Below are 23,201 nucleotides of genomic sequence, written 5' to 3' on the forward strand. Positions count from 1 at the left end.
TATTAAAGGTTAAAATTTACTTCTAAAACCAATGTAGAAGGTTTGTCCGATTGGGTCATATGTGCCTGCGTCGGTTTCAGTACCTGTGCTTGAGCCACTTACACCTGACAGTATACGTGGAGGCTCCTTATCAAATAAGTTGTTAGCACCGGCGTATAGCTCTACCGCGTCACTTATATGGTAGCTTGCTTGTACATCGTGGTAGGTTACTGAGCCAATACCCACACCACCAGCAGGAATACCAAAGCCACTTAAGAATTGATCATCAAAGTCAGCAGCCCCTATGTAAGTCATGCTCCAGTTAAAGTCAAAGTCATCAAGCTTATAGCCTAGGTTCCAGTTAGCTTTGTGTTCAGATGCGCCAATTTCACCAGCAAATTCATCTTTATCTGCACCAGGTAACGGAATAGTGTAACCATCAATCAAGTAAGTGTATGCAAGGCGAGTTCTAAATGCGCCTGGGCCAATATCGGCAGAGTAAGTTAGTGTTAAATCCACACCCTCTGTACCTAAACCGCCACTATTTGATACACCGCTATCGATAAATTCAAGCGAGCCTGCACTGTTATTACCTGATGGACCGCTTCGACGAGTTATAAAGCTACAGAAACTATCATCGCCACCACCGTAACACTGGTCTAAAATAAACTGACGTGGTGTAGATACAATCGCATCCGTGATTTCTATGTCAAAATAATCTAGGGTAACGTCAAGGCCTGAAATTAACTCCTCTGGAGTAAATACCACACCCACAGTCACTGAGTCACCAACCTCTTCTTTTAAGTCTGGGTTACCACGGTTAAAACCACTAATGCCCTGTAAATCCGATTGATTAAGGGTAAACTCCCCGTTTGATGCAATATTATTTGCAACACCCACATCGGCACGACATGCATCACCAACAGCGCCACCGCCGCTGTTTGTAACACCTATACATGGATCATTTAAACCACTTGGAAAGGTTTGCGAAGGCGGTGAAAATAACTCATCAATATTAGGCGCACGTGTAGAGCGGGCGCGGGTAGCACGAAGGCGTAAGCTATCCATTACTTCCCAATCAACACCTACGTTCCAGCTTTCTGTATTACCCACTGTTGAGTAGTCTGATAAACGCACTGCTGCGTTCATCGTTACGGCATCTAACACTGGGATATTCGCCTCAACATAGTATTCAGTTACATCAAAAGAGCCTTCGGTTGCAGGGATTGCATTACCGGCATTTAAGCCTGCCTGCTGTAGAGCATCAAATTCACTGCGAGAAAACTCTTCGCGGTACTCAAAACCAGCTGCTATACCTACCATACCTGCAGGCAGCTCAAATAAATCACCTGAAACGTTACCGCCAATAATTTCTTGTTCTACCGATGTAGAAAGCGTGCTTGGTGCACTTACAAAATCAATTGCACCTTGCGATAGTGAATTAAATCCGTAAATGTTCACTGGCGCACAATTAAAGCCACGCGCTGTTGCATCAATACAAATCGCTTCGTCGGTAATGCCGTCACCATCTAAGTCTTGGCTATCAATGACTGCCTCTAAACCTTGGCGAAAGCTTTGTACATTTACTAAGCCACCAGAGACTTGCGACTCTTTCGTTTTACCGTACACATAATAGGTATCGTAAAACCAGCTGTCGTTAATTTCACCCTGAAAGCCCACCGCTAAGCGGAATGTATCACGCTCTGCACGAGCACCACGGTTACCTACATCACTTAAACGTTTTGCAAAGAAGATATCACGCGCACCATCACCATCAGTGTCTGTTGCTGCATTGTAAATATCATCTGGTACAAAAGCGTTTCTGAGCATTTCACCATTTACATCAAATTCAATAGGCACACGACCATTAGCATAAATGTCATCTGAGGCGAACGGGAAAGGCTCTAATTCTGAAATAGTGGTACTAGAAGCGTACGTCCCTTCAAAAAAGAAACTGTGTTTATCAGTAAGCTCATAACTACCATTTGAGGCGAACAGGTAGCGCTCTGTAGGTATAGCGATAGTACGTACACCACTTCGGTTAAAGCCGTTAGCATCTATACCGTCACCGCCATTGGTGCTAAACGAGTCTTGCAAGTTGTTGTTTGGGTCATAAGTAAAGCGTGTATCGCCTGCATCAAAACGCCCTTGCGGAGGAAATGATGAGAAAAACGGATTTACAGCTTCAAAAATAGAACCTGGGTTTGCCGCCGGATCGTCTTCAAAATAAATACCTGAAAACTGGTCTACTGCAGAGCGCTCACGGTCGCGTGAAAACACAGCGCCTTGGTCTGAGTAGCCTAAGTGGAACATGGCTTGACCTTTGCCATCACCTGTAGTTAAACCCGAAGTAAAAGAAAACTGGCGCGATTCATCATCGCCCTCGCTTGATTCGCCGTACTGGCCTTCAAACTCTACGCCTTCAAAGTCATCTTTGAGTACAAAGTTAACTACACCCGCGACCGCATCAGAACCATATACTGATGAGGCACCACCAGTCATAATTTCCACACGCTCAATAAATTGGCTAGGTATAGTATTTAAATCAACTGCCGAGCTACCTGGCACACCCGATACGTAACGGCGACCATTAACAAGTACTAAAGTACGATTTGAACCTAAGTTACGCAAATCAACAGTAGCTACACCCGCGCTTGCCGTTGAAAAGTTAGAGTTAGTACGGCTAATAGCCGGAGAGCCAAATGCCGGGTTTTCTAGCAACAGGTTTTGAATATTTAAAGAGCCTGATGCATCAATTGCCTCGCCACTTACAACCTGTATAGGTGCTGATGACATTGCCTCTGCTGAACGAATACGAGAACCCGTTACTTGCACGCGTTCTATTTTTTCAAGTTCGTCTTCTTCTGCAGCTACACCTTGAAAAGAGAAGCCAGCTAGCACTGTCGCACTAAGCGCTAAAGACAAAGAAGATCGTTTAAATGTACGACAACCTGAGTTATTTATTTTTTTCATACTATAATGTCCCTGAATTGTTATTTTTGTAACTAGCTAGTTACAAACAATTAAACATTAAGTGGAATAATTTTAAGACACTATGTGCATTATTTAACTGGCGTTTAGTTTGGTATAAGCAGCAGGATTTATGGGATGAAGGCATTTATCCCAGATTGTTATAGGTTAGATTGAATTTTTTTAACATTTTTTTATTAAATACACGGTCTTTATAACTACACACTTTAGAGATGGAATTTTCTATGATTACTTACTTTCATGCACTAATTAGAGTTAACACGAGCAAACTTGCAACATTCTTAGCTCAACAAGTACAAGCTCACCGCCATTTTGACTCGCAAACGCAACTGCCCGAGCAGCGTTTAGATCAAATAGATACCACTCGTTTTAATGTGCTTTTTTACGAATTATCTAATTTAAATGATCCCACTCAGATAGTGCACTTAACTGAACTGACTAAAACAATGAAAGTGGTCATAATTGCTAGGTCGGCTGAGTTTGCTAATTTTGCGTTTGAAGTCGGCGCAGTCGATTTTTTAACGACCGATGTAACCACCTCTAGGCTTGAAAAGTGTTTCGAGAAGCTTATTCACTTATGTCCATTAGCTACACAAGCAGAGCGCCTGTTAAAAACAGCACATGAAAACGAGCAACCTATTGCTGCACATATTGTTGTTAAAGATGTAGGAAAAGTACGTTTAATAGATATTAACGATATTGTATGGATAAACGGCGCGGGTAATTATGTAGAGCTACACTTTAATGGCAGCAGCGCCCCTGTTTTACATCGTGAAACAATGAAAAACATTGAACAACAGCTAGAGCCTGAAGGTTTTATACGCATTCACCGCTCCACGCTTGTTAGAAAACATGCCATTAAGGAGCTTATGCCAACAGATAGCGGCGACTATAAAGTTAAGCTTAAAAACAACATCTCATTAAATTTATCAAGAAGATACAAAAACTGCTTAGAGAGCATTATAAGCCCCGTTGCATAGAGCTTATAATGGCTTTTTACCAATAGTTTTTTATGTATTCATCGTCTGGGTGTTGTTGTAAGTAATTTTCTGAGTCTTTATAAAAATTTACCTCTACATCACTGCTGTTCCAGACTTTTTCAAACATGTTTTTAGCGATAATGTTTGCATACAAGTAATCTACGCGTTCGTAGCCACGCTCTTTAACGCTGGCAAAGTACGTCTCTAGCGAGTCCATACTATCTACCGTTATTAACTCAAACTCTTCTAAGTTAACTACAACAAACTTTACTGCGCCTTTAGGGTGCATACTTAATTCGTTAACCACACCATTGGTTAGTAAATTAATTCCTTCGTTATTAAAACTACCAAAGAGCTTTAAATACATAGTGGGTGGCTGAGAGCAAATCTGAAACTCTCCGTGTGCTCCAAACATAAATAACCTTATATTTATCAGTGCTTCATTAAAGCTTAATACATTTTGCGTATTTTGCAGCTAATTTATTAGTGCAATAAAAAAGGCCATTTCGAGCGCTTTTTCCTCTAAACTTTTAAAGCGGCCTGATGCGCCGCCATGACCGGCATCCATATCCGTTTTAAAAACCAATATGTTATTATCCGTTTTTAGCTCTCGCATTTTCGCCACCCATTTCATAGGCTCCCAATATTGTACTTGAGAGTCGTGCAGGCCTGTGGTCACTAAAATATGCGGGTAGTCTTTGGCGCTGATATTATCGTATGGTGAGTACTTAGCTATAACATCATAAAAATATTCATCGTTTGGGTTGCCCCATTCATCATACTCGTTAGTGGTAAGTGGAATACTTTCATCTAACATGGTGGTTAACACATCTAAAAATGGCACATGGCATCCTACACCCAAATAAAGCGCTGGCGCTTGGTTTAAAACAGCCCCCATCAATAAGCCTCCTGCACTGCCGCCAGAGGCAAACACTTTGTTTTTATCACCGTAGCCTTGCTCAACAAGAGCCTTTGTAATATCAATAAAGTCGTTAAAACTATTTTGTTTATGCTCTTTTTTACCTTGCTCGTACCAGTGGCGTCCTAGCATTTCGGAGCCTCTAACATGTGCAATTGCATACACAAATCCGCGGTCTAGCAAACTCAATGAAGTACTCGAGAAACTCGGATCTATCGTGTAACCATATGCACCATAGCCGTATTGAAACAGCGGGTTAGTGCCATCTTTGGTAAAGGTGTCTTTTCTATAAACTAACGAAACAGGTACTTGCACGCCATCGCGTGCTGTCACAAGTAAGCGCTCAGAGGCGTAAAGTGCACTATTAAACCCACCCAGTACTTGCTGCTGTTTAAGTAATGTTTTTTCACCCGAGGCTAAATCAACATTGTACAACGTTCCTGGCGTGGTGAGACTTGAATAATAAATACGTACCGAGCGCGCCTGGGGCTCGGGGTTCATCGCTACAGCGGCATAGTAGCACGGGTCACTAAATTCAAGCGCCATGCGTGCTTGGGCTTTATTAATCACAACAAAGCGAGCTTGGCCTTGTTCGCGCTCAGTTAATACTAAAAAGTCATCAAATATTTCTACGCCTTCCAACAACACATGCTCGCGGTGCGCGGTGTGCTCTTGCCACTGCGTTTTATCTGCGATTGTTTCGCTTGTTGCCGTCATCAGTCTAAAGTTTTTAGCTTGCCAGTTGGTTACTATATAGAAAGTGTCGCCATGTTTATCAATATCAAACTCATGTCCTTCCTCACGCGGCAGCAAGGGGTAAAACTCTCCTTGCGGGTTATTGGCATCAAGCACCCACGTATCATTTGTTTCGGTGGTGGCTAAATCAATAATAATTAAGCTCTCATCGCGGCTTTTACCCAAGCCCATAAAAAAGCTTTTATCGTGCTCTTCGTACACCATGACATCTTGGCTTTGCGCTGTGCCTAACTCGTGCCTAAACACCTGAAAACCCAGTAACGTTTGTAAGTCTTTTTTAACGTAAAATACGGTTTTATTGTCGTTAGCCCAAACAATTTGCCCTTCGGTATTTTCTAAAACATCGCTGAGCATTTCACCGGTTTGCAAGTTTTTAAAATGTACGCTGTAAATTCTACGCCCTTCGGTATCTTCACTGTAGGCCATTAATTGCTCGCATGGGCTTAGCGCTACTTCACCTAGTTCATAAAATTCATGGTTTTGGGCTAAAACATTTACATCAAGTAATAACTGCTTGTTATCAGTGTTAATGCTCGTACTTCTGTAATGGCGTGAATACTCATCATCGCCCCGAACCTCTGAGTGATACCAGTACTGACCATCTTTTACCGGTACCGTGTTGTCATCTTTTACGATGCGCCCTTTTAGTTCTTCAAAAATACTGTTTTGTAGCGGTTTTATCGCGGCTAGTTGCTCATCGCAATATGCATTTTCGGCTGCTAAATGGGCGAGTATTTCTTCGTTTTCGCGCTCATCATCACGCATCCAGTAGTAGTTATCGGTGCGCGTTTTATTGTGCATAGTTAATTGATGGGGCTGCTTTTTAGCAACAGGAAAACGAGCTAATGATTGAGAAGAAAATTCACTTAATGACACAACAAAACCGTATAAAAAATAACAATGCGGGCAGTTTATCATAAAAATAAAAAAGCCCACTCATAGTGAGTGGGCTTGAGGTATAAGTCCAAATTTTAAAATTACTGCAATTTTATTCTTGTCATTACACCCATGGGAAGTTGGTTTTTATTTTAAAAGCGCTAAGAAACCTTAGTCCACGCCATCGCCCAGCTTTTTCCCACACCAGGTTCAAAGCTTGGGTCTTTATCATTATTGGTTCTGCAAAACTGGCTAAATGGCCATGCCTTACACTGGTATATGTAACCTGTTTTAAGTTGTAGTACCTTAGTGCCCGCATTGTATTTTTCGCTACACTGAGGGTATACGTAATCATATTCTTGGTCGTTGTATTGTATTAAGTTGTCACACTTTGCTACACAATGAAACTCAACCTGTGCTTTATTAATACCGCTACTTTCTAAGGTAAATATTTCGTTATTTCGATAAGCTACAACCAAACCTTGCTTGGTCATTCTACCTGCACTTACTAAAGGGACATGCACGTTTATATATTCAGCAACTAACCGTGGCCAAGCATGAGGCTCACCTTGTTCCAAAGAGGTAATTTTATAATCAAACGATAAATCAACGAGCTCTCCTTGCATGTCTGAAAAGGTTACACTAATCACATCTCCAATGAATAATTGGGTATGATGATTTAAACAACCTATAGTTGACCATTTTCCACAGGCCAACGACGTATGCATAAACACAGTAACACCTTAAGAGTCACAAAATTTCATCCATTTCATATGGATACATAAAACGACACTGAGAGCAAGCGATACCGTACAATAATCACCCAGCAGCCCCGCTATCATAGTTTAAACCTTAGACCGGAAACTTTGCGTCTTAGCCTTTCGACTAATTTGCCAACAGAAAAATGATTATAAAACGGGCGCATGGTTTATTCAAACAAAAGAATGTAACCGAGATTTTTATGCAATCCTTAATAATTAAAAAGCCAACTCGCTAAAGTTGGCTTTAAGTGGTTTAAGATGTTTGATTTATAGGCGCTTTTCGCCTAAAAACTTTTCGAAAAACCATTTTAAACACGTTACCAATATCGCCTAAAATTATGTATAAACATGGCACCAATATAAGCGTAATAAGTGTTGCAAACATCACAGCAAAGCCAAGCGCTACAGCCATAGGGATTACAAACTTAGCTTGTAAGCTGGTTTCAAACATTATGGGCAACACACCTGCAAAGGTGGTAATTGAGGTGAGTAGTATTGCCCTAAAGCGTGCACAACCGGCTTCTATTACCGCGTTTTTAACGCTTACACCCTCACGGCGCACTTGGTTTACGTAGTCGGTCATTACCAGCGAGTCGTTTATTACTACGCCGGCCGCGGCGATTAAACCAAAGCCCGACATTAAGCTAATGTCTAAATCAAACCAAAAGTGACCCCAAATAGCCCCCGTTAAACTAAACGGAATAACCGACATAACAATAAGCGGCTGGGCGTAACTTTTAAGTGGTACGGCAAGTAATATATAAACTAAAATCATGCCGCCTACAAAAAACAGAAACTGCTCATTAGCTTGCGCTTGTTGCTCTTCTATTGCACCACCTAACTCTGATTTAACGCTTGGGTATTCCTCTTTAAGTTGTGGCAATAAGTTTTCTTTTACTTGCGAAACCACTTCGCCTGGCTCTATAACTTCTTCATCAATACTGCCGTACACATACACTGTACGGTAACCGCCCTCACGGCGAATATAGCTAATCCCTGGCGTTTCGGTTAGCTCAACTACATCACCTAAAAGTACTTCACGCCCTTGCGGTGTAGTAACTACTGTGTGTTTTAGCGATGAAAACGCTTCGCGAGTCAGTTTAGGGTAACGTACCATTACTCTTACTTCTTCGCCGTTACGTATTACACGCTGCGCTTCGCCACCATAAAAACTGGCGCCTACCTGGTTTGCAATGTTAGCAAGGTCGAGCCCTAAATCGTAAGCGACAGGTTTTAAGCTCATTTGCACTTCTTTGCTAGCAGGATCAATGGTCGAGCTTATATCAAACAAGCCTTTTTGTTGCTGCAGTAGCTGAATAAAACGACGGCCTGCGGCATTAAGCGTATCTATATCAGAGCCAAATAGTAAATAACCAAATTCGCCTTCACCGGTGCCGCCACCGCCGCCAACATCATCTTCAATAGTGAGTGACTTAATGCCTGCAATGGTAGGCATGGCTTCTCGCCAGCGGCGCGAAAGTTCAAACGCGTTATAAGGGCGTAATTCTTCATCAACTAACGGCGCAAGTAACTGAGACTCGGTTCTGCCTTGATTAAACACCAGTACATCACGAATTATTTTTTGGCCAAATTCACGCTCTGTTTCTTCATCAACTCGCAACACCATGGCTTCTACTTCACGAATAGCTGCAATAGTTTGTAAGTCAGACACATTGTCGTTCATTTCTATATGAATTTGCGGAAAATCATGTGGCACTTTTGGCGTAGGTACAGTACGTACTTTATTTGATGTGATAAGCGCAATGCTTATAAAAAACATAGCAATAAAGCCAAACAATACCGTCCAGCGCCAGTCTACACAGCGGGATATAAAACGCTTATAAGGGCCATTTACAAAACCAAAAAAGCGCGTATTAAACCTATCGCGCCAGCCACCTTTTTTAATAGGTGAAAAGTGCGTGTGGGCAATATGCGCCGGTAAAATAAGTTTTGACTCAACTAAGCTAAATACTAAACACAGTATTACTACTACAGCAATCGCGTAAAAGAAGGCACTTTCTGGCCCACTCGATAGTGTAAATGGGGCAAACACCGCAATGGTTGTTAATACACCAAATGTGGCAGGGGTTGCTACACGGTTTGCACCACGAACGACGTTTTCAACTCCGCCCCCGCTTTTTTCTACCTCAGTATAAGCGGCTTCTCCTATTACTATGGCATCATCAACCACAATCCCGAGCACCATAATAAATGCAAACAACGAAATTATATTAATGCTTATACCAAATAACGGCATTAGCATCATTGCCCCTAAAAAGCACACCGGTAAGCCAATCATCACCCAAAGCGCTAATTTAAAGCGCAAGAATAACGAAAGCATAATAGCGACTAATATTGCCCCTTGAAACAAGTTAGCTTTCATCATATCAAGGCGCGCATTTAGGTAGTACGTCATGTCCATTAATGGCTCTAACCTAACACCCGGTGGTAGCTGGGTGTTCTTTTGCTCAATATATGCTTTAACCGACTCGGCAACCGGAATCATGTTTTGATCTTGCGTAGCCTTTACCGACATATACACTGCGTTTTCGCCGTTAAATTTAAAGTAGCGCTCGCCTTCGGTAAATTGGTCTTTGATAACGGCAACGTCTTGAAGCAACACTTTAGCGCCGTATTCGCCTATTTTTACCGGTATTTGCCTAAACTCATCACCAGAGTAATACTGGTTTTCAACCCGAACAGAAATAACCCCCGCATCGGTTGTTAGTTGCCCCGCCGAAAAGTTAGCAGAATAACTGCGCACCGCGTTCATTACATCGCTTAGGGTTAAATTGTATTGGCGTAACGTGTCAGGGTCGATTTCGATGGCAATTTCATCAAGCGGCACATCGTTTTCTACCAACGATACGTTAGATAGCTGTAATAGCTCATCTTCAATTTGATTAGCAATTGGTTTGAGTTCTGTCAGCGGCAAGTCGGCAACCAAGGTCATTCCTATAACATCTTGCCTAAACTCAATCTGACTTATGGTGACCGGTTCCATACCCGCAGGAAAGGTTGCAATACCATCAACACGCAGCTTTACCTTATCAAGTACATCGGTAAGCTCTGCATCGGTGTTAATTTCAAGGCTTGCTCTACCGCCATTTCTAAAGGCGCGGTACACGCCCTTTTTAATTTCGGTCACATCCTTTAGTGATTCTTCAATTTTTATAAGAATGCTTTCTTCAATTTCTTGTGGTGAGGCACCGGGGTAATTGGCCTCAACATTAATGTAGTTAATTTCTACATTAGGAAACATTTGGCGCTGAATAGTTAAGTAGCTAATAACCCCCATAATGATGATAAAAACCATCATTAGGTTGGCTGCAACAGAGTTTTTAGCGAAATAAGCTATTAACCCTGTTTGTTTTTTTCCAATTGATTCGTTCATTAATTTACACCTTACAACTGTTGCGCATCAGCGCTACTTTCGGTGTTTGTATTAGCATTACTTGGCTCGCTCATGCCAGCCACTTTAACCTGCATGCCTTTTTGTGGGTACTCAGGTAGCGTGGTAACCAACTTATCATCGGCATTAAGTCCGCTGCTAATATAAAAGTACTCGCCTTCTTCTCTCACTACGGTTACTTTGCGCGGTTCAAGCTCTTGGTTTTCGTTAACTATCCACACCGTTTGTTTATTCACTAATGATTGCGGCAAACGGTAAATATTATTAAGCATGGCGCCTGCAAAATTAACCTGCACGTAGCTGCCAAATTTAATAGCCGGTTGCTGTGTTTTTAAGCCGTATGGGTCTTCAATACGTACCACTAAGCTGCTCATGCGCGTCGCGTTATCTACAATACCTAGGTCACGGTCAATCACGCCTTCACGTGTAAAACTGTTTAACCCTTTTTGAATAATAGTGGCCTTAATGCCCTTAATTCGCTCCGGTAAAAATACGCTATCAAATCCAGCAATAGGAATAATAACCTCTGCTGTTTCTATATTATTTAAATCAGCCACCTGTGCGCCCATAGCCACAAACTGGCCAACGCCTACATTACGGCTCACTACTAACGCATCGTATGGGGCTTTTATATCGCAGTTTTCTAAATCGCGTTGTGCTCTTTTTAATGCGGCTTGCGCCGACTTAACCGCTGCTTGGGCGCTTAACACCTGCGGTTTGCGTAAAAATAAGTCGGTACGTGCTTTTCCCGGAAAACGTTTTGCTTCGTCTTCGGCTACTTTTGCCTGCGCTTGCTCTTCAATTAAAGCCGCTTTTGCACGCGCTAAATCGGCTTCGGCAACTAAAACGGCTGCTTCGTAGTTGTCTTTTTCAATGCTAATAAGTGTATCGCCACGAGAAACCACACCACCGGCTACAAAGTTAGGGTGCCAGCTAATTACTTCGCCCGACACTTGCGCCGCCAATTGTGTATTTTCTAATGGTTTTATTTCGCCATAGCTGTTTATTATTACTTGATGATTATTAGCTTCTACAGGCTCAACTTGCACGGTGGGGCGTGTATCTACTGCTGTTTTGTTTTGATCTTCTTGTGCAATAGCGTTTATTCCCTTAAAGCCCACTATACCAATGGCTAATGCTACAAATGGGAACACCCATCTCAGTGAATTTGATTGCATATCCTAATTACCTCATATTTCTACTAACACTATAATAACAGAGCGCAATAAAACATTAACCTGACATTTGTAAGCAACTGTTACAAATAAATTTAAAAACTCAGTTAAGGTACGTAGCCGTTTACAAATACCTGTAACTCATCGCATTTATTATATTTTGTTACAAATTTTTACTATTTAAAATCAGTGCATTACAAATTAGAGCTATGATTTCATCGAGAACATGTGCGAACAATTTTTAATTTACGTACAGTCACACTAAATAAATAACAGCGAAAAAGATTATAAAAATGAAATTAACAACCCTTGCGCTAACACTGAGTATAGCGCTAAGCGGTCACGCAGTGGCTGATGATAAAAAAGAAGACAAAAAATCAAAAACCCTGAGCGAAATGGTCGAAGGACAAACCGAATTTTCAGGTATTTTTAATTTATACCAAGACCAAAAAACCGGTGAACACTTAATGGTGATCACCGAATCGCAGCTTAATACCCCTTTTGTATACTTTGCCCATACAGTCGACGGTGTCACTGATGCCGGGCATTATCGCGGCGCCTATAGAGAAACCAAGCTCATTGAGTTTAGAAAATACTTTGACCGCATAGATATAGTGAGCAAAACACCTCGCTATAAATTTGATCAAAACAGCGCCATTGCCAAAGCAAGCAATGCCAATATTAGCGAAGCCGTTTTAGCCAGCATTAAAATAGAAAAAGAAGAAGAAGGTAAAATAGCCTTTAAGGTCAACAAGCTATTTTTAAGTGAAGCGCTACACAAGGTATCGCCAACGCCAAACCCAGCCGATAAAAACGCTAAAAAACGCTTTAAAGTAGGTAAATTAAATACTAAAAAGTCGCGTATTGTTAAGCAGCGCCCCTACCCAAACAACTTAGATATAGTCGTTGATTACGTATTTAGTAATGCCAGTCCCACCGTGCGTGGTACAAGTGCCGTAAGTGACCCGCGCAATATCTCTGTAAAGGTCCAGCACTCTTTTGTGGCATTACCTAAAAACGATTACCAACCACGTAAAGATGATGCGCGCATAGGTTATTTCACCAATCAATTTGATCTAATGACCTCAACCGACTGGGCGCCCTATGAGGATGTTATTAAGCGCTGGGATCTACAAAAGAAAAACCCTGATGCTGAGCTTTCTGAGCCGGTAAAACCAATTACCTGGTGGATAGAAAACACCACCCCTGTAGAGTGGCGCGACACAATACGTGATGCTGTGCTTACGTGGAATAGCTCGTTTGAAAAAGCCGGTTTCAAAAATGCACTCGAAGTAAAAATCCAGCCCGATGACGCAACGTGGGATGCCGGCGATATTAACTACAACGTACTGCGTTGGACTTCATCGCCAAAACCGCCATTTGGCGGCTACGGACCGGCTCTTGCCAACCCACTAACAGGTGAAATACTCGGCTCAGACATTATGCTTGAGTTTGTATTTATGAAAAACCGCTGGATTTACGACACGCTATACACCCAAGGCACAATGAGCCACGGCCAACACCTGCCTACACAGGGTGAGTTAAATTGCTCACTAGGCCATGAAATTCAACAAAACCTGCTGGTTGCTAAAGGCTTAGCAACAGGTGCCTCGATTGATGACAATGAAATGATTCGCCAAGGTTTAACCCAGTTAATTCTTCATGAAGTGGGTCATACATTAGGCTTAAACCACAATATGAAATCGTCTACTTTGTGGAATGAAAAAGAGGTTCATGACAAAAATAAAACTCAAGGCATAGTAACCGGTTCTGTGATGGATTATGCACCCGCTAACATCGCGCCAATCGGTGTGCAGCAAGGTGATATTTTTCAAACTAAGCCGGGTCCTTATGATGATTGGGCTATCAACTATGGCTATAGCAGCGCCTTAGAAGATAAAGCTGCCGAACAAGCACGACTTGAAAACATACTCGCTCGCTCAAGCGAACATGCCCTTGCCTTCGGTAATGATGCCGATGATATGCGTGCCCCGGGCCGCCACATAGACCCCCGTGTAATGATTGGCGACTTATCGTCAAATCCAGCAGCCTATGGCGCCGACCGCATGGCGCTAATTGATAAACTATTTACGGAGCTAAAAGATAAAGCCACAGTAAAAGGTGAGTCTTATCAACAGCTGGTTACCTCGGCTAATAGTTTGTTCGGTCAATACCGTAGACAAGCAGGTATTGTTTCTCGCCAAATAGGTGGCGTATATGTTGAACGTGCAGTAGTAGGTGATACAAATGCAAGTAAGCCGTTTATGCCAGTACCACTTGAGCGCCAAACACAAGCAATGAACATACTTGCTAAATATGTATTTGCACCTGATGTGCTAATCAGCATGCAGCCTTTATACAACTATTTACAGCAACAACGCCGTGGCTTTAACCATTATGGTAAAAATGAAGACCCTAAAGCGCACAAAATGATTTTAGGCATGCAAAAAACGGTACTTGCGCAATTGCTGCACCCGGCTGTTATGCTACGTATTTCAGACACCGCACTGTATGGTAATGAATATAGCCTAACGCAATTTATGGACGACCTAACGGCCAGTATTTTTGTTGATAGCAAAGAGAGCACGTCTATAAGCCGCAATCTACAAATAGAGTATGTAAATCAGCTTATTGCTATTGCAGGCCTAGGCAAAGCAAGTAAACACGATAATTTGGCAAAAACTGCCGCGCTGTACCAGCTAACACAAATAGCTGATACAAGCGTAGGATGGGGAGCCGATACAGCAACTAAAGCCCATAAAAAGTATATTGATCACTTAATTGCTAAAGCGTTAGAAGCTTAATTAACTCAATCAAAAAGGCCACGTAATACGTGGCCTTTTTAGTGCGAATTTATAAATAAATTGTACCTTTTAAATACCGTACAGCGTTACCAGTTAACCTGACCGTATCCTCGCCTACTTCGCATTGTATAAAACCACCACGGCTTGAAGCCTGATACGCGTTTAATTTATTTTTACCTAACTGCTGTGCCCAGTAAGGGGCAAGGCCAGTGTGAATAGAACCCGTAACAAAATCTTCTTCGCCGCCACTTGCAGGCCAAAAATAACGAGACACCATATCGTACTCAGCAGAACTTGATGTGGCGACCACATCAAGTGGGTATAAGGTTTTTAATAAATCAGGCTGAGTAGTTAAATCATGGATTTGTTGCGCATTTTCGTAAATAGCAAAATATGCTTGACGATTTTTTAGCACCTTTATTGGTTGTATAGACAACCCTTTTAACAGCGCTTCGGGTATAGTTTGCACTTCTACTGGCGCCTGTTTAGGAAAGGTCATAGTAAAACTACCATCGCTATTTTTATTTACAACAAGCTCCCCTACAGCCGTGGCGTTAAAGCGCACTTGGCTAAGGTTGTGTTGCTCGCATAAAACATACGCAGCAGCGAGCGTGGCGTGACCGCAAAAATCTATTTCCATTAATGGTGAAAACCAGCGTATTGCAAAACTGCCATCAGCCTGAGGGTAAGTAAACGCAGTTTCAGACACATTATTTTCAGCGCCTATATTAAGCATCAACTCATCGCTAAGCCACGCCTCTAGCGGGATCACAGCTGCGTAATTGCCTTTAAATAAAGAGCTTGTAAATGCATCAATTTGATGGATGGTGAGTTGCATAGGTTGCCCCCTAAATTAGTTATAAACAAGCCGAAGGTAATACATCTTTAGGTACTGTCGTTTTATTTTCACCCACAGCTTGCATCCCTACAACGGGTTCGTCAAAACCGCATAACCATGCAATAGGGCTCGTGGGGCTATTAGTAACGACTGCGGGTCTAAATGTTAAAACTGTATTTTGCAAAGGCTGCGAGGCTTTATTACCCAAGCTAATGTTAATTGCACCGTTTTTTATGGAAATACCTGTCACTCGATTCCCTATTAAATATTTACTTTCAGGCACATTTGCTTGTTTATTGTTTTTAGGAAACTCTCTGTTTTCAATATAATACGCTGTTACGTCTTCTCTAATTACTGCGGCCATAGCAAGTGGATCAACAAGTTCAGCTTTTTGCATATATTTACTGTACTGAGGTAAAGCAACGGCCGCCAAAATACCAATAATAGAAATTACGACCATCAATTCAATTAGCGTAAATCCTTTTGACTTCATAACACTTCTCCTAGCATAAAAATTGGTTGATAAGCCGCTTTAACAAATAAGTAAATTGACACAACAATAACTAATCCATACAGAATAACCAGCTTATTTATAAAGCCTTTAGCCTGCAAATTAAATTGTCGGAGCTGCTGCTCAAGTAACACTTTAAACTCTTCATGAGATTCTAAGCCTAGCGAAGCGCATTTGACCAAATGTTTAACTTCGGCTGTTGAAGCGTTTTCACCCTCTTTGAAATTTATCGCAAAGTTAAGCGTTATCATCAGTCGATCGTATTTCTTAATTAAACTACGGGGAAGTAAAGCTTTTGATAAACCAGTAAAAGGCTGTGAGTCGGTGAAAGCGCATGCATTTTTAATTTTAAAAATGACTATAAAAATAATACTTTGCAGTAAAACCAATAGAATAATTGGCACATACCAATAAGAAAAGTGATCACCTAAGGTGTGCGCAGCAGAAGCCATATGATTGCTATATATCTCTACAAATGCAGGAACAACGAAAGTCTGATATAAAAGCGAAGAAAAAATATAAATAAAAAAAACAGCAGTTAAATAGCTTAAAATGCCTTTGTGCTCAAATCTATATCCGCTAACTAGCTGCGGTACACATTGATAATGCATGGCTTGTTTTTGCAAAATATCGGCATCTTGCAGGGTAAATTTTGCTGCAAGGATATTGGCTAATTTACTGTCTGCGTATTTATTAGCATAAACGGTTAAATACGATTGTGTGGTTAACTCTTCTTTTTGTGCACCACTTAATTTTTTAGAACTATAGACACGGCAAATATAGCCAAACTGATTCCAATTCATACTTTATCCTTTTATTTGATAAAGTAACTTGCCACATATTTAGCACAATATAAATAGAAGAGGGTTGTTTTTTAAGCCATTGCGGGGCGCATTTTATAATATTGCATACACGCAAATTGCACAGCATTTGTAAGCAGCAGCATAACAAACATTAAAATATGTGAGGTGCTGGGCATAGCACTGCTTAGCTCTACAAACAAGCCACAGGTACCTGCTACAAACTGCAAGCTAAAGTAGCGGGCACTTAAATTGCTAATATTGCCACTGCGTAAGGTTTTATACGTTTGCGGCATTACCCGTACTGAGCTCATTACTAGCCCTACGTATGTAAGTGCGTTAAGTACCGATGCTGTTTCGAGGCTTTTATTTAACAGCAATAAAAAAGGTAATAACGAAAAGCCAAGCATAGCCACAAGCTGTATACGTTCAGCTTTTGCGGCGTTATAGCGGGCAAAGTAATATAAAATTAAGCCACTTAATGCCCCGGTTACAAAAAATGGTAAAGCAATAAAGTAGCGTTCAAAATAAATATTGTAAGTAATAAAGTAGAGGCTTTGCGCTAAACCAAAAGTCATCATTAATAGTGATAACCCCGACACACTGCGATTCTTTCTAATTTTGCTCAATAGCGGTAAAAAGCTAAAAACTAAAATAAAAGCCGACAAAATAGGTAGATAGTGCGCCAAAATAACCTCGCTCGTTACTTAAATGTTAATATAAAACTCGCTAGAAACAATAAATAAACATCTGTTTTTAAATGGGTTTTAAAGTGAGCGCGCATTGTAATGGTGAATATATTTTACTCAACAAATTAGCGTAACCCTATATTAGGCACTGGCAAGATAGCTGTACAAAAACCGTTACTTTAAGTGGACACCAAATCGTACTTGTATATCGGAGGCTGAACACTTTGCACCCTATCTTAAACAACGAGTGTGTATTTGTCGCACAACTATGAAATGGTACTGATAATTGTTATCATGCGCAGGTCTGTGGCAATTACACAATTATAAACTATGAGAAAAACACTTTTTAAAATTCACAGTTGGGTAGCCCTTATCGCGCTTGTCCCGCTGTTTGTTATTAGTATAACGGGTAGCGTTTTGGTATTTAAAAGCGAGATTGACGGCTTATTAATGCCAGACAGTCACTTTGTTGTACAACAACAAGCCAACCGCTTACCTATGGATGCGCTTATAACAAAAACGCAAAAAGCGTACCCTGAATATGTCGTAGGTAGCTGGGAAATATTTAACGATGATACTGCTGATCGGGTTTATTTAATAAAGCGTGGTACAGAAGACTGGTATAAATTTCATTTAGATCAATACACTGGCAATATTCTTTCAGAGCCAGTGGGAACCAGCCACTACTTTACCGACTGGTTTTTAGATTTACACTATACCTTTTTACTCAATGATTTAAAAAATTTACCAGGCCAAACTGGTACCGTTTTAGGCTTCTTTTTTTCGGTGTTTTTTTTAGTACTAGGTATTACAGGTCTTATTATTTATCGTAAGTTTTGGCAGCGTTTATTTAGCGTACGCTGGCGCGCCACACTGCAAATAGTGCTTAGTGACATCCATAAAATGACCGGTGTAATTGGCTCGCCCATTATTATAATTTTAGCCATCACTGGCGGCTACTTTAACGGCGCTGTGTGGTATCACGAAGTCATTGAACACGCAGAAGAAGAACACTTCGTACTTACTAAAAATTTATACAACGAAGAGATTTCTTTTCAACACGTCCTAGATGACAGCCAAAAGCAAATACCCACATTTAATGGCACATTTTTAGTCATGCCGCTCGAGCCAGACGAAAACATAACGCTATTTGGAGAAGTAGATACCAATAACCCACTTGCCAGCGAATATGCCAATACCGTTACTTACAACAAGCTAACGGGCGAGCATATGGCAAACTGGGACATCCGCGAAGTGGGTGTAGGTTGGCAAGTAATTGATAGCTTTAGAAAACTTCACTTTGGTTATTTTGCAGGGCTCATTAGTAAAATAATTTGGTGTGTTATTGGTTTAAGCCCTGTTTGGCTTGGTGGTACTGGCTTTTATTTATGGTTTACTCGCCGTAAGCGCAAAAAGCAGTCTCAAAAAAACCGCTTAAGTAAGCATCGCACTGCAAGTGCTTGATTTAAAAACCACCTCACTGTAATGTTAAAAATCACAGTGAGGTGATATATGAAATATCTAGTTTTTACTCTTAGCCTTTTTTTAACTGCCTGTAATAGCACGCCGCCTGCAACGCCCATTAAAAAGGTGCAGCTAACACACGTAATTAACCACTCTCTTTTCGAGCAAGTTAAAACACCTAACGAGCAGAGCATTTTTGAGCTGCCAAAACCCGAACAAGAAAAGTTTTTAACATACGCGCATAAACACTTAAATGAAGTTCGCGCTGATGAAATTATTTTTAACTACCTAGAAAGCCAACTTACCAACTTTAAGTATCACGGCGATACACTAACATCTAAACAAGTTATTGAACGCACACAAGGCAACTGTATTAGTTTAGCTGTATTAACCCAAAGCTACGCCACACTTTTAGGCCTCGATACCAGCTTTCAAGAAATGACTAGTGAACCTGTGTATGCCAAAGAAGGTAATTTAGTCTACATCGCCAATCACTTTAGAACCAAAGTGTATGCGCCAGAAGAAGAAATAGATGGTAACTATATTGTATTTATCCGCCCAGGCACGTTAATAGACTACTTTCCCACACGTGGCAGCTTTTATTCCGGTAGTGCGACGTATAACGATTTACTCAGTAAGTTTTATAGTAACTTAGCCGCCGCGGCATTAGCCGAAAACAATCTTAATAAGGCTTACTCTTTAATTATGCAAGCCAACCGCTTTACCCCAAACGATGCAGAGCTTTTTAATATAGCCGGCGTATTGCACCGCCGCGCAGGCGATCTAAAAAGCGCTCACATGATTTATCAAACCGCGCTTGATAGAAACGATATAAGTATAAATTTAATTAATAACTATCGAATATTAGCAAAAGAGCTAGGAGATAAAACACTAGAAAAACGCCTAACAAGCCAGCTTGTTGATAAAGAGAAAGACCCCTACGAGCTACTCGTGATTGCTAAAAATAACTTACATCAGGGCAAGGTCACCCAAGCTAAAAAGCAACTTGAACTCGCCATTGCAAAAGCTCCTTATATATCGGAGCTCTATTTAGAGCTGGCTAAAATTCGCTACCAGCAAGGTCACACAGCGCAAACACAAAGCTTGCTTGAAAAAGCCATCCAGTATGAGCGTAATAAAGAAAGACTAAACGTGTATCAAGCTAAGCTTGCATCGCTAAACAAGCCCAATTAACCACCAATACTTTAAATTAGTTTAAACGCAGCTTTTACTAATGCACTTATTACACAAGTGCATTAGTGTGTTATCGTAATTTACTTAAAGCGAGTAGTAAAAGCTAAACCAGCCGCGCATTTCATCCTCAAAGCTATCGCCTTCTACGCGCGATAACCCCATATTAAAGGTTAAATCGTTCACTCCGGCTGGGCCTAGTCCAAAGCTAAAATTGCCTTGATACTTTAAACCATAACTTTGTGCGTATACCGCATCATCTAACTGATGCTGTTTATAATAAAGCCACGGCATGCCTTCTTTAAAGCTAAAGCCACCGCCATAACCCATATAGCGCTCAGCAGTTGTGCTATAAAATGGCAGCTCTGATGACAGCACAAACTCACTATTTTGGTGCTCGCTAATTAGGTTTGAGCTAAATCCGCCTAGCGCTAAACTACTATTATCGCGCTGCTTTTGAGTAAAATTAATATAAAGCGGCACATCAAACGCTTTACCAAATACGTTGGCCGCTAAATCGTAGCCGTCCCAATTAATGTTTTTACTGCTGCCATCGTAATACTGGGCATTGACACTTTGCTCTATAGCAAATGCTTGGCGGTCGTACTGCCAGCTTTGGGTAATGCCTATGCGCGCCCATTTATTATAATCTTGCTTATAATCGGTATAGTTAAAGGCAAGCTCTGGCGTTAGGCTAAACGCCGCGTATTTAATTGGGTAACTTAAGGCTGCAAAACCACCTCGTGCAGGTACTTCTGCATTTTCGCTCGCTTGGTATTGTTTTGCGGTATTTAAATCATAATCAAATACACTCAATTTAAGCTTAACTGGCAGTGCATTGTATTTTGCTTGGGTGTACCCACCGTGCAAAGCATCATCATTTAAATCAACACTATATCCCGCTTGAAGGTCTAACTGTTTAAGTAAGTCACTGCTTTTAATATTAATATTTAAAGCACTTGTAGCGGCAGAGTAATACTGTGCGCCTAGCGCTAAACTCGCATGCTGATCAAGCACATCGTAGCTGCTTTGCTTACCTACATTGTCGTTATATATTTTTGCTTTAGGCAAAGTGTACTGATCCACCAAAAGCAGTGGCGCACTATTATCCTGTGCCAAATCAGTAATTATTTCGCTCTCTACTGTACTTGGTAATTGCTTTACATTAGGCCCATCAGCAGTAATGGATAAATAAAGTAATGCTCCGTTGCTTGTTTCTAGGGGGTGAGCAACGGCCTCTTGGCCCTGGGTAAGTTTAGTTAATGTATTACTTGCAATATGGTAGCTATAAATATCAGTTGAGCCTTTTAAACCGGCTACAAAGTAAATTTTTTCACCGTTTTTACTAAAGCTGGGCTGGCTTAGGTATTGATACCCATTGGGCATAGGTACGGCTTGACGTGTATTATTGGCAATATCTTGTATATACAATTGCCAATTCTCATTTAAATTGGCTGATACATAAGCTAATTGGGTTTCATTAGGGCTAAAAGTTGGATAGTCGTAGGCTGTTTTTAAGCTTTTTGAAAACAAAGGGGTAATGGTTTGCGTGGCTAAATCTACTTTTACTAACTCTGAGTAGCCACCGCGTACTTGCTCAGCGTAAAGGGTTTCGCCATTGTTTGTAACAGTAAAACGACGTAAGCCAGCTAGCTTAGTTAACTGCTCAACGTTTCCGGTTTCGGTGTTATAACTAAAAATATCAGACACCTTGTTATAAATACCCGTCTCTTCACGTGTATAAGCATTAAAGTAAAGTGTGTTGTTATTTACCCATTGTGGATTAGCAATACCCTCTCTGTTTATTTGATTTAATACGTGTTTTTGCTCACGCTTAAATACACTCGGGGGGTTATCGGGTATATCCAATGCATCATTTTCTAATATCGCTTTTTGTGCTTTTGTAAATGCTTCCTCTGCTTTTGTATTTTCCTGCGTGCTGTAAATAATAAGCTTGGTTTTTTTATCTTTATCGCGCTCAACAATCGCAAGTTTACTGCCATCTTTTGAAAGCGCAGGGTTGCTTGCATATAAGTTAAGCTTTAACCACAGCTCGCTGTTAAGCGCAGGCTCTAACTGCTCTTTTGCCATAGCTTTATAGGTATATTGTGCAATAAAGCGGCCATATAGCTTAGCGGCACTTTGGCCAAATATCCCAGTAAAAGCCTCATTAAAATCGCGCTTTTTAACAGCCTGCATGCGCGTCCAAACAGCATCAAGCATTTGCGCTGAATACGTTTGCTCTAGCCAATTTAAAAACCGGCTGCCCATTAAATACGCCATAGAGCCTGCCATAAAACCGCCCTCGGTGGCGCTTAGTTGACTATAGCTAGGCAGTGCCCCCTGCTGAGCAAACTCAATTAGCATTGACTCGGTGTAGTTATCAAATAGTCGCCCTCGGCCCGTCATTTTTGACTCAAGCAAGGTTGCATAACCTTCGGCTACCCAGCGCGGCATATCGCTATAAGTTAAGTCGTAAATATCCCACACGCCCCGTATTTTTTGTTGCCACGTGTTGCGTGTTGGCTGCGCTAAATGCACTAAGTGAATATATTCGTGCAATATAAGTAATTGCTGCCAGCCACTTATGTTAGAAACCACCGTGTCTGATTGTGGGGGCGTGGTAAAAAGGGCCATTAAGGGATTATTAGAAGTAGGTAAAGCAAAGCCGTTGGGCGCATTTAGGGGATCAAACACCACCACATCAACTACTTTATCGAGCGCTCGGTTTTGCTGCTCAAGCACTTTACTGCGCACTATTTCAAGTTCTACCGCTGTCGATTTAGCATAATCGGCATTTACGGTGCTGTAATGCACATTAAAGTGTTCGGTATGAATAGTTTGCCAATCAGCAGCTAAGGTAGGTGTGGCTAATAACAATGAGGCAGCGATGAGTGATTTTTTCATAATAATCCTTTAAATGATTGATACCACTTAGAGTATTATTAAACCAGCCAACGTTGCAGTAAAAAAATGTAACAAAGCTTATAAAAGTGTATATTTTATAAACTTTTAAATTAAGTAATAGCTTGTCCTAAATAGCGAATTTTTGGCC

Annotated in this window: 15 protein-coding genes and 1 riboswitch; of the genes, 4 read left to right on the top strand and 11 right to left on the bottom strand. The window is 41.1% G+C overall.

Annotation, left to right across the window (positions count from 1 at the left end; translation table 11 throughout):
- Positions 1 to 9: 9 nt before the first annotated feature.
- On the bottom strand, positions 10 to 2,952 hold the full coding sequence (locus CWC17_RS10925; RefSeq protein ID WP_055015541.1) for a TonB-dependent receptor domain-containing protein: 2,943 nt from the start codon (positions 2,950 to 2,952) through the stop codon (positions 10 to 12).
- Between the two features lie 242 nt (positions 2,953 to 3,194).
- On the opposite strand from CWC17_RS10925, the gene CWC17_RS10930 reads away from it, so the two are divergent.
- Positions 3,195 to 3,950, top strand: coding sequence for a LytR/AlgR family response regulator transcription factor (locus tag CWC17_RS10930; protein ID WP_055015540.1), 756 nt, complete (start codon positions 3,195 to 3,197; stop codon positions 3,948 to 3,950).
- Positions 3,951 to 3,966: 16 nt separating this feature from the next.
- Here CWC17_RS10930 and CWC17_RS10935 read toward each other — a convergent pair whose 3' ends face one another.
- The 5 genes from CWC17_RS10935 to CWC17_RS10955 form a co-directional block, all read right to left on the bottom strand.
- The gene (locus tag CWC17_RS10935) at positions 3,967 to 4,365 is read right to left on the bottom strand and encodes a hypothetical protein (protein ID WP_055015539.1); all 399 of its coding nucleotides are present in this window, start codon (positions 4,363 to 4,365) and stop codon (positions 3,967 to 3,969) included.
- A gap of 60 nt (positions 4,366 to 4,425) precedes the next feature.
- Positions 4,426 to 6,543 (bottom strand): S9 family peptidase, encoded by a 2,118-nt coding sequence (locus CWC17_RS10940; protein WP_502704912.1) that lies wholly within the window; start codon positions 6,541 to 6,543, stop codon positions 4,426 to 4,428.
- 119 nt (positions 6,544 to 6,662) lie between these two features.
- Positions 6,663 to 7,229, bottom strand: coding sequence for a chitin-binding protein (locus tag CWC17_RS10945; protein WP_138612878.1), 567 nt, complete (start codon positions 7,227 to 7,229; stop codon positions 6,663 to 6,665).
- A 94-nt stretch (positions 7,230 to 7,323) separates the two neighbouring features.
- Positions 7,324 to 7,406: riboswitch (cyclic di-GMP riboswitch) on the bottom strand.
- 109 nt (positions 7,407 to 7,515) lie between these two features.
- A complete protein-coding gene (locus tag CWC17_RS10950) occupies positions 7,516 to 10,656 on the bottom strand; it encodes an efflux RND transporter permease subunit (protein WP_138612879.1) in 3,141 nt (1,046 codons plus the stop codon).
- 11 nt (positions 10,657 to 10,667) lie between these two features.
- A complete protein-coding gene (locus tag CWC17_RS10955; protein ID WP_138612880.1) occupies positions 10,668 to 11,852 on the bottom strand; it encodes an efflux RND transporter periplasmic adaptor subunit in 1,185 nt (394 codons plus the stop codon).
- Between the two features lie 290 nt (positions 11,853 to 12,142).
- Here CWC17_RS10955 and CWC17_RS10960 point away from each other — a divergent pair, with 290 nt between their 5' ends.
- Entirely contained in the window at positions 12,143 to 14,653 is a 2,511-nt protein-coding gene (locus tag CWC17_RS10960; protein ID WP_138612881.1) for a zinc-dependent metalloprotease, read from the top strand.
- 49 nt (positions 14,654 to 14,702) lie between these two features.
- Here the strand turns inward: CWC17_RS10960 and CWC17_RS10965 are convergent, their stop codons facing one another.
- The 4 genes from CWC17_RS10965 to CWC17_RS10980 form a co-directional block, all read right to left on the bottom strand.
- Positions 14,703 to 15,491 (bottom strand): PhzF family phenazine biosynthesis protein, encoded by a 789-nt coding sequence (locus CWC17_RS10965; protein ID WP_138540464.1) that lies wholly within the window; start codon positions 15,489 to 15,491, stop codon positions 14,703 to 14,705.
- A gap of 19 nt (positions 15,492 to 15,510) precedes the next feature.
- Entirely contained in the window at positions 15,511 to 15,984 is a 474-nt protein-coding gene (locus CWC17_RS10970; RefSeq protein ID WP_138612882.1) for a pilin, read from the bottom strand.
- Complete coding sequence (locus CWC17_RS10975; RefSeq protein WP_138612883.1) at positions 15,981 to 16,805, bottom strand: hypothetical protein; 825 nt, start codon at positions 16,803 to 16,805, stop codon at positions 15,981 to 15,983. The genes CWC17_RS10970 and CWC17_RS10975 overlap by 4 nt, the downstream gene beginning before the upstream one ends.
- A 71-nt stretch (positions 16,806 to 16,876) precedes the next feature.
- Positions 16,877 to 17,491 carry a PQ-loop domain-containing transporter gene (locus tag CWC17_RS10980; protein WP_138540465.1) on the bottom strand — a complete coding sequence of 205 codons (615 nt, stop codon included), beginning with the start codon at positions 17,489 to 17,491 and terminating at the stop codon, positions 16,877 to 16,879.
- Between the two features lie 330 nt (positions 17,492 to 17,821).
- Here CWC17_RS10980 and CWC17_RS10985 point away from each other — a divergent pair, with 330 nt between their 5' ends.
- Both CWC17_RS10985 and CWC17_RS10990 read left to right on the top strand, forming a co-directional pair.
- Positions 17,822 to 18,955, top strand: coding sequence for a PepSY-associated TM helix domain-containing protein (locus CWC17_RS10985; RefSeq protein ID WP_138612884.1), 1,134 nt, complete (start codon positions 17,822 to 17,824; stop codon positions 18,953 to 18,955).
- A gap of 48 nt (positions 18,956 to 19,003) precedes the next feature.
- Positions 19,004 to 20,149 carry a tetratricopeptide repeat protein gene (locus CWC17_RS10990; RefSeq protein ID WP_138612885.1) on the top strand — a complete coding sequence of 382 codons (1,146 nt, stop codon included), beginning with the start codon at positions 19,004 to 19,006 and terminating at the stop codon, positions 20,147 to 20,149.
- Positions 20,150 to 20,233: 84 nt separating this feature from the next.
- Here the strand turns inward: CWC17_RS10990 and CWC17_RS10995 are convergent, their stop codons facing one another.
- Positions 20,234 to 23,053: a TolB family protein gene (locus tag CWC17_RS10995; RefSeq protein ID WP_138612886.1), complete on the bottom strand. Its 2,820-nt coding sequence runs from the start codon at positions 23,051 to 23,053 to the stop codon at positions 20,234 to 20,236.
- Positions 23,054 to 23,201: the final 148 nt, after the last annotated feature.

It is taken from the genome of Pseudoalteromonas sp. S3785, assembly GCF_005887365.1.
GTDB lineage: Bacteria > Pseudomonadota > Gammaproteobacteria > Enterobacterales > Alteromonadaceae > Pseudoalteromonas.

Excerpts from the sequence above, each read along its gene's own strand:
- CWC17_RS10925 (WP_055015541.1), bottom strand. The coding sequence starts at position 2,952 with ATGAAAAAAATAAATAACTCAGGTTGTCGTACATTTAAACGATCTTCT.
- CWC17_RS10930 (WP_055015540.1), top strand. The coding sequence starts at position 3,195 with ATGATTACTTACTTTCATGCACTAATTAGAGTTAACACGAGCAAACTT.
- CWC17_RS10935 (WP_055015539.1), bottom strand. The coding sequence starts at position 4,365 with ATGTTTGGAGCACACGGAGAGTTTCAGATTTGCTCTCAGCCACCCACT.
- CWC17_RS10940 (WP_502704912.1), bottom strand. The coding sequence starts at position 6,543 with ATGATAAACTGCCCGCATTGTTATTTTTTATACGGTTTTGTTGTGTCA.
- CWC17_RS10945 (WP_138612878.1), bottom strand. The coding sequence starts at position 7,229 with ATGCATACGTCGTTGGCCTGTGGAAAATGGTCAACTATAGGTTGTTTA.
- CWC17_RS10950 (WP_138612879.1), bottom strand. The coding sequence starts at position 10,656 with ATGAACGAATCAATTGGAAAAAAACAAACAGGGTTAATAGCTTATTTC.
- CWC17_RS10955 (WP_138612880.1), bottom strand. The coding sequence starts at position 11,852 with ATGCAATCAAATTCACTGAGATGGGTGTTCCCATTTGTAGCATTAGCC.
- CWC17_RS10960 (WP_138612881.1), top strand. The coding sequence starts at position 12,143 with ATGAAATTAACAACCCTTGCGCTAACACTGAGTATAGCGCTAAGCGGT.
- CWC17_RS10965 (WP_138540464.1), bottom strand. The coding sequence starts at position 15,491 with ATGCAACTCACCATCCATCAAATTGATGCATTTACAAGCTCTTTATTT.
- CWC17_RS10970 (WP_138612882.1), bottom strand. The coding sequence starts at position 15,984 with ATGAAGTCAAAAGGATTTACGCTAATTGAATTGATGGTCGTAATTTCT.
- CWC17_RS10975 (WP_138612883.1), bottom strand. The coding sequence starts at position 16,805 with ATGAATTGGAATCAGTTTGGCTATATTTGCCGTGTCTATAGTTCTAAA.
- CWC17_RS10985 (WP_138612884.1), top strand. The coding sequence starts at position 17,822 with ATGAGAAAAACACTTTTTAAAATTCACAGTTGGGTAGCCCTTATCGCG.
- CWC17_RS10990 (WP_138612885.1), top strand. The coding sequence starts at position 19,004 with ATGAAATATCTAGTTTTTACTCTTAGCCTTTTTTTAACTGCCTGTAAT.
- CWC17_RS10995 (WP_138612886.1), bottom strand. The coding sequence starts at position 23,053 with ATGAAAAAATCACTCATCGCTGCCTCATTGTTATTAGCCACACCTACC.